At 55.6% G+C, this 6,202-nt stretch carries 9 protein-coding genes; 4 read left to right on the plus strand and 5 right to left on the minus strand.

The genetic code is table 11. From position 1 onward, the window contains the following. The 4 genes from CC207_RS00275 to CC207_RS00295 form a co-directional block, all read left to right on the plus strand. The coding region (locus CC207_RS00275) for an MFS transporter (RefSeq protein WP_143496035.1) at positions 1 to 517 on the plus strand (517 nt) is incomplete at its 5' end. Between the two features lie 409 nt (positions 518 to 926). Beyond that, the gene (locus tag CC207_RS00285) at positions 927 to 1,202 is read left to right on the plus strand and encodes a metal/formaldehyde-sensitive transcriptional repressor (RefSeq protein WP_023628532.1); all 276 of its coding nucleotides are present in this window, start codon (positions 927 to 929) and stop codon (positions 1,200 to 1,202) included. 20 nt (positions 1,203 to 1,222) lie between these two features. Beyond that, positions 1,223 to 2,125 carry a CDF family Co(II)/Ni(II) efflux transporter DmeF gene (gene dmeF / locus CC207_RS00290; protein WP_023628533.1) on the plus strand — a complete coding sequence of 301 codons (903 nt, stop codon included), beginning with the start codon at positions 1,223 to 1,225 and terminating at the stop codon, positions 2,123 to 2,125. A 247-nt stretch (positions 2,126 to 2,372) separates the two neighbouring features. Next, entirely contained in the window at positions 2,373 to 2,705 is a 333-nt protein-coding gene (locus tag CC207_RS00295) for a DUF2790 domain-containing protein (RefSeq protein WP_031314395.1), read from the plus strand. A 69-nt stretch (positions 2,706 to 2,774) separates the two neighbouring features. Here the strand turns inward: CC207_RS00295 and CC207_RS00300 are convergent, their stop codons facing one another. From CC207_RS00300 to CC207_RS00320, 5 genes are all read right to left on the minus strand, one after another. After that, on the minus strand, positions 2,775 to 3,230 hold the full coding sequence (locus tag CC207_RS00300; RefSeq protein ID WP_088851393.1) for a DUF411 domain-containing protein: 456 nt from the start codon (positions 3,228 to 3,230) through the stop codon (positions 2,775 to 2,777). Further along, the gene (locus tag CC207_RS00305; protein WP_081941307.1) at positions 3,220 to 4,002 is read right to left on the minus strand and encodes a cytochrome c; all 783 of its coding nucleotides are present in this window, start codon (positions 4,000 to 4,002) and stop codon (positions 3,220 to 3,222) included. Before CC207_RS00305 ends, CC207_RS00300 begins: the two co-directional genes overlap by 11 nt. Before the next feature lie 9 nt (positions 4,003 to 4,011). Then, entirely contained in the window at positions 4,012 to 5,142 is a 1,131-nt protein-coding gene (locus tag CC207_RS00310) for a copper resistance protein B (RefSeq protein ID WP_088851394.1), read from the minus strand. Further along, positions 5,132 to 5,461 carry a hypothetical protein gene (locus tag CC207_RS00315; protein WP_081941348.1) on the minus strand — a complete coding sequence of 110 codons (330 nt, stop codon included), beginning with the start codon at positions 5,459 to 5,461 and terminating at the stop codon, positions 5,132 to 5,134. The genes CC207_RS00310 and CC207_RS00315 overlap by 11 nt, the downstream gene beginning before the upstream one ends. Positions 5,462 to 5,475: 14 nt before the next feature. Continuing rightward, the coding region (locus CC207_RS00320) for a multicopper oxidase domain-containing protein (protein ID WP_158216125.1) at positions 5,476 to 6,202 on the minus strand (727 nt) is incomplete at its 5' end.

Consider the following 6,202-nt stretch of genomic DNA (forward strand, 5'->3'; position numbering starts at 1 on the left):
GGTGTACCTGAGCACCGCGTTTGGCTGGGACTTCTGGCTGGTCGGCGGCTTCCTCGCCGCGTGGATCATTGGCTACGGCATCGTCCAGTCATTTGCTCCTCACATCACCGGCAAGAAACGAGGTCATGTGCCGGACGGCCGAGTGGCCTTCATCTGGGCAATCGCACTGGCCGGATTGCCTGCGCTTATTGCTGTGGGCCTATCGGCGGGCTGGTCGGCGCAGTTGGTTCTGCTCGGTGGGTTGATGCTGTTCGGCGTGCTGTTCGCGGTGAACTCATCGCTGCACAGCTACCTGATCGTCAGCTATGCCAAGGAAGACGGCGTCTCCCTGGACGTAGGCTTCTACTACATGTCCAACGCCCTGGGGCGGCTGGTCGGTACGCTGCTGTCGGGCTGGGTGTTCCAAGCCTATGGTTTGCAGGCTTGCCTGTGGGTTTCCAGCATTTTCGTATTGGCCGCCGCGCTCATCTCGATCGGGTTGCCCAGACATAGCGAAATGTCGCAGCAGACGCACTGATCACGCAGAGAGAGCGGAGGCACTCACGCCTCCGCTCTCACCAGAAACTGCTCGATCGCAGCGACAGTGCTCCTGGCTGTGCGCGTCATCCCGATCAAGGTGGCGGATGTAGAGCCTGTCCACTCTCCATAACCCACCAGCCATAGGCCAGGCGCATCCACTGCACGTGTACCTGTAACTTCGACGCGACCGTCCCCAGTGACTGCCCCGAGGCTCGCTAAGTGCCCCAGCGCCGGCTTGAATCCCGTGCACCCGATCACCGCGTCGACTGAGGTCTCTGCCCCGTCCTCACAGACTACACCTTCGGTGGGTGAAGCGAGCGAAGGGCTTCATAACGTGCAGAACGCCCTGCCTTGCATAGGTATAGGGGGTATGCCTATTATGCGCATAATTCAGGTAGGAGTACTCCATGAGTCATATCGCGGCAAACAAAGACGATCTTCTCAAACGCGTTAAACGTATCGCCGGACAAGTCCAGGCCATTGAGCGGGCGCTGGAGTCTGATCTCGATTGCGCCAAAACGTTGCATCTTGTCGCCGCCACTCGCGGAGCTATCAACGGATTGATGGAGGAAATCATCGAAGACCACGCGCGGGAGCATGTTGCTAACCCGGCGCTGAGCGAAGAAGAGCGCAACAAAGGCGTCGAAGAGCTTCTTGAAGCCATTCGCCGTTACTCCAAGTGAACGGATCCGGGTATACGCACATGAGCAGCACCAGCATCAACCACACACACGACCATATGTTTCTTGGCTCGGCACATGATGAAAACGCCAAGCGAACGCTTTGGGTCGTGGCATTGACCGTTGTGATGATGGTTGGAGAGATCACCGCAGGCTATCTCACAGGCTCGATGGCTTTATTGGCCGATGGATTTCACATGGCAACTCATGCCGGTGCATTGGGCATCGCGGCGGCCGCATACGGATATGCAAAACGGCACGCTTCCAGCCAACGCTACAGTTTCGGTACAGGAAAGGTAGGGGACTTGGGCGGTTTTGCCTCTGCATTGATTCTCGGAATCGTCGCCTTGGGAATTGGCATTGAATCTGTCATGCGCCTCTTGCAACCAACAGACGTTCAGTTCGGTACCGCTACGCTAATCGCGATTGCCGGATTGATAGTCAATGTTGTCAGTGCACTGTTGCTGGGTCACGGCCACAGTCACGACCATGACCATGTTCACCACGGGCACGATAACAATCTGAAATCGGCCTACATCCATGTCCTCGCTGACGCGCTCACTTCGGTGCTAGCGATTGCTGCACTGCTCGCCGGCCGGTATCTCGGTTGGGCGTGGCTGGACCCGGTTATGGGGATCGTAGGTGCCATCGTTATTGCGCGTTGGGCCTGGACCTTGATGAAGGTTACTGCAGGAGTACTGCTGGATCAGACAGACGTACATGTCGCCGATGAGATTCGCGAACTGGTTGAAAAACCGGGGGATGTCACGATTACGGATCTGCATGTTTGGCGGGTGGGACCACAAGCCCATGCCGCTATCGTCAGCGTTCTTGGTGAAGTCACTGGCAGCGCGGAGAGTATTCGTGAACGGATCAAGCCGGTTCACGAAGTCTGCCATCTGACGGTAGAGTTCCGAGCGGTCTGATAGCAGAGCCCCCAACCTGTGCTTGATCGGCGTAACCTGTAAGCAGCGTATCGACAGGCTGGAAGGACCGGAGTCGGCATCAACGCTGTTTCCTTAGCCACAGCGCGGTCGATGAAGATGGCTACTCTATCAACCGTCGTTTTCCCGATTTAGTGCAAAGAAGGCTTACTTAGATGTAATCCCCCGATCATTTGGCCGACAGGTCAACCCGCTTAAGATTCAATCACACCAGATCGGAGTGATGAACATGAAAGCTCTCAAAAGTATTGCCGCCTTGCTGATTCTTACTGCTTCCTCGGTTGCACTGGCTGAGGGGGGCTCAGACCGCCTGCATGGCCAGATGATTCAGGCAAATGAGCAAGCAATGCGGGCGTACGCCGCCGCCAACGGGAAAAACGAACCTGAGGTCACCCATTATCGGTATGGGATGAAGCTCGACGTGGCCAAAGTGATCAGCGTGACCTCGAACCGGGGTAGCTGCGACGTGATGCCAGCACAGATGAACTATGAAGACTCAACTGGAAAGCTCAACATCCTCGAGTACCGTACATCCGGGATTGGTTGCCGCGGCCAGAATTGAGGAGTTCAGATGCTCACATATCCAATGAAAACGGCGCCAGGAAGGCGCCGTTTTCATTGGTTGGTAGGTTTACTTGGCAGGATAATTTGCAACCACGCGATCTTCCCCACCTATGGTAAGGCCTATGACCTGGTAAGCATGACTTACGCCATCCCCCTCCATTCCTGGAGAACCAGCAGGCATACCAGGCACGGCGACCCCAACCAAATCATTTCGCTCTGAAAGCTGTCGAATCTGTTCGGCCGGAACATGGCCTTCAACGAACTTTCCGTTTATCACTGCGGTGTGACAGGAAGCTAGGCGCGGCGCTACCCCTAGCTTCTGCTTAACAGCACTCATATCGGCTTCAACGTGATCGATGACCTTGAAGCCATTTTGCTCCAAGTGAGCAATCCACTTTTTACAGCACCCGCAGTTTGCATCCCGGTGCACGTCAATAGTGGTTGGCACTGCCGCGTTGACTGGCGGAAGCACGAGAAAAGCAGCGAGTGCTGCCAAGCTAAGGAATCGCCTTCTAGCCCTCATGGGTGTGCTCCTTACCATCTTTGTGAGTATGCGACTTTGGGGTCGGTTTGGAGTGATGGTCACTATCAGCTTCCGTGACTTCATGCTCGTTGTGGTGATCGGCTTCAGGCTTGGCATCTGCAGGCTGCGCATGATGGGCTTCAGGCTCTCCCATATCATGATGGCCCTTCGCGGAGGCCGCCTCGCCGTGGTGATCAGCGTCACTTTTATCGTGCTGGCCTTCATGATTGTGCATATCACTTTCCCCACCGCCGTGCTGGTGGCCGCCGCTGGTCGCTACCATTGACTTGTATTGCTCAGCGTTCATCTGTGGGAGCTGATCTAAGAAAGCAACGATCCCCCAGATGTATTGATCACCCATGCTCTTGCCCCAAGCAGGCATGCCTGTGGCTTTGATGCCGTGTTTAATAGTCCAGAATGCAGCGGCAGCGTCCCCACCAACACCGATCTTGGAGAGATCGGGTGGAGACGGGTAAAGCGCTTGACTGAGCTCGGTCTTATCAACGCCTGGAGCGAGGTGACAGCCAATGCACATGGCATTGTAGTTTCCGGCGCCTGTTCGAATCAGGGTTTCATCTTTGAGATTCGGTACCTCGATATCCTTGGCACGCACTTCGATGGAGCGATCTCTCGCCATGGCGAGAAAAGCATGCACAGCGGGGAAATGAGGGTCATCAGCGCCCACGTTGACCAGACCAAAATAGGCGGCTCCCAATACAGCCGCGCTACCCACGGCGCCTGCTGCGACCAATGTTGTAATTGTTTTTTTCATGTCAGGTTCTCAAAACCACATCCGAATGCCGGCAACGAAACGCGCTTCACTCACTTCCCCGCCTTCGTCCCGAATCAGGTCAGCAGTTTTGCCGTAAGAGCGGCTCCAGGTGACGCCTATGTAGGGAGCAAACTGGCGAACAATTTCATACCGAAGTCGTAGCCCCACCTCGGTATTGGCAAGACCTGAACCAACACCACGCTCAGGGTCATTTTTGCCATAGAAGTTCGCTTCGGCGGTGGGCTGTAGGATCAGGCGATTGGTTAAAAGGATGTCGTAGTCGCCTTCCAACCGTGCGGCAGTCTGGCCATTCTCACCAATGAACGCCGTGGCTTCCGCTTCAAACGCATAGAGAGCCATGCCCTGAATGCCAAAGGCTGCCCACGTCTGGGGAGATTCGGGTTGGAAATCCTGGCGTACCCCTGCAACGACATCCCACCACGGACCAATTGATCGGCCGTAGAGGAGCTGCAGCTCGGCATCCTCGGTTACACCATTTGTTCGCTCGCCCTCGGAGCGAATCCAAAGACGATTGATGTCGCCACCAACCCACCCAGAGGCATCCCACGCCAAGGTGCTACCCTCGTCAGCATCCTGATACTCCAGCTGATCTAACAAGAAGAAGCTGTTGATGGCGCTGTCGTGAACCTCATGACCGCCCAAAGGGGGAAAAGCCGCTTTACGGTCCGCATCCGTCAGGACAGGAATGGGGGTGCGACTGGCGGCAGTAGGTGCATCAGCGGAGCCGTGGTTCATTTTTGAATGATCCATCGTTCCGGGCCCCATCCCTTCCATGCTCCCATGACCCATATTGCTGTGATCCATAGGGGCAGGCTTCACCTTAGGTTGACCATGTCCCATCGTGCTGTGATCCATGGTGCCCATGCTTCCCTGCATAGCGCTATGATCCATCTTGCTATGATCAGCAGGGGCAGGTTTTTTCTCCTGCTTGCTCGCTCCCATCTGGCTGTGGTCCATACCCGGCATCGGTTTTGGAGAAGGGGCAGAGTCCATTTGCATAGATCCATGCCCCATTGCCGAATGGTCCATTTCTTCAGCCGCAAAACCAGTTGTCCCCCCGAATGCGCTCAGGGAGACAGCCAATGCCAAGAGCGATGGTCGTGCCAGCCTATTGGTCATCTTTCCCTGCCTTAGCTTTATCGCCGCCCTGCGATTCCATCATTTTGCTGTGATCCATACCTTCCATCGAGCCGTGGTCCATACCTTCCATGGACCCGTGATCCATGCCCTTCATGGAGCCATGGTCCATGCTACCGGACTGCTTATCCTGCGCCGTCTTTGCTCCTGCGTTGGATTTCGCTGCATTAGGTGTATCTACAGACTTCTGGGAATGTTGGTCATGGTTTTCACCGGACCACGAGGACGGGGCGTAAACAGCCAGAAGTCCTACCATGGCAGCAGAGAAGAAAAAGGCGCTACGTTTCATTGGTTTGCTCATCTCAAATCTCCAGATCATTCGTCCACACGGACTTCTCGGAACATGCCCATTTCCATGTGGAGCAGTAGGTGGCAGTGATAGGCCCAACGACCTAATGCATCCGCAGTTACGCGATAACTTCGTTTAGAGCCAGGCGGCATGTCGATGGTGTGTTTTCGAACCATGAAATTACCGTTCTCGTCTTCCAGATCACTCCACATGCCATGGAGGTGAATTGGATGCGTCATCATGGTGTCGTTGACCAAGGTGATGCGAAGACGCTCGCCATATTTGAGACGCAGCGGTTCGGCATCTGAAAATTTGATTCCGTCAAAGGACCAGGAGAATTTTTCCATGTGACCAGTGAGATGAAGCTCGATTGTTCTACCTGGATCGCGGCCGTCGGGATCAACGAACGTGCTTCGCAGATCTGCGTAGGTAAGGACACGACGCCCGTTGTTCCGCAGTCCGATTCCTGGATCGTTCAACTTAGGTGTTGGCGACATCGTTTGCATGTCGACCAATGGATTATTGGTCTCCGACGCAGGGTGAACCTGCATGGCGCCGCCCATCCCAGCCATCTTGCTGTGATCCATGCCAGCCATGCTGCCCTGGTCCATCCCGGCCATCTTGCTGTGGTCCATGCCAGCCATGCTGTCCTGACCCATCCCAGCCATCTTGCTGTGGTCCATGCCAGCCATGCTGTCCTGGCCCATCCCGGCCATCTTGCTGTGGTCCATGCCAGCCATGCTGTCCTGGCCC

The sequence above is a fragment of the Pseudomonas sp. DrBHI1 genome (assembly GCF_002205115.1).
GTDB lineage: Bacteria > Pseudomonadota > Gammaproteobacteria > Pseudomonadales > Pseudomonadaceae > Aquipseudomonas > Aquipseudomonas mosselii.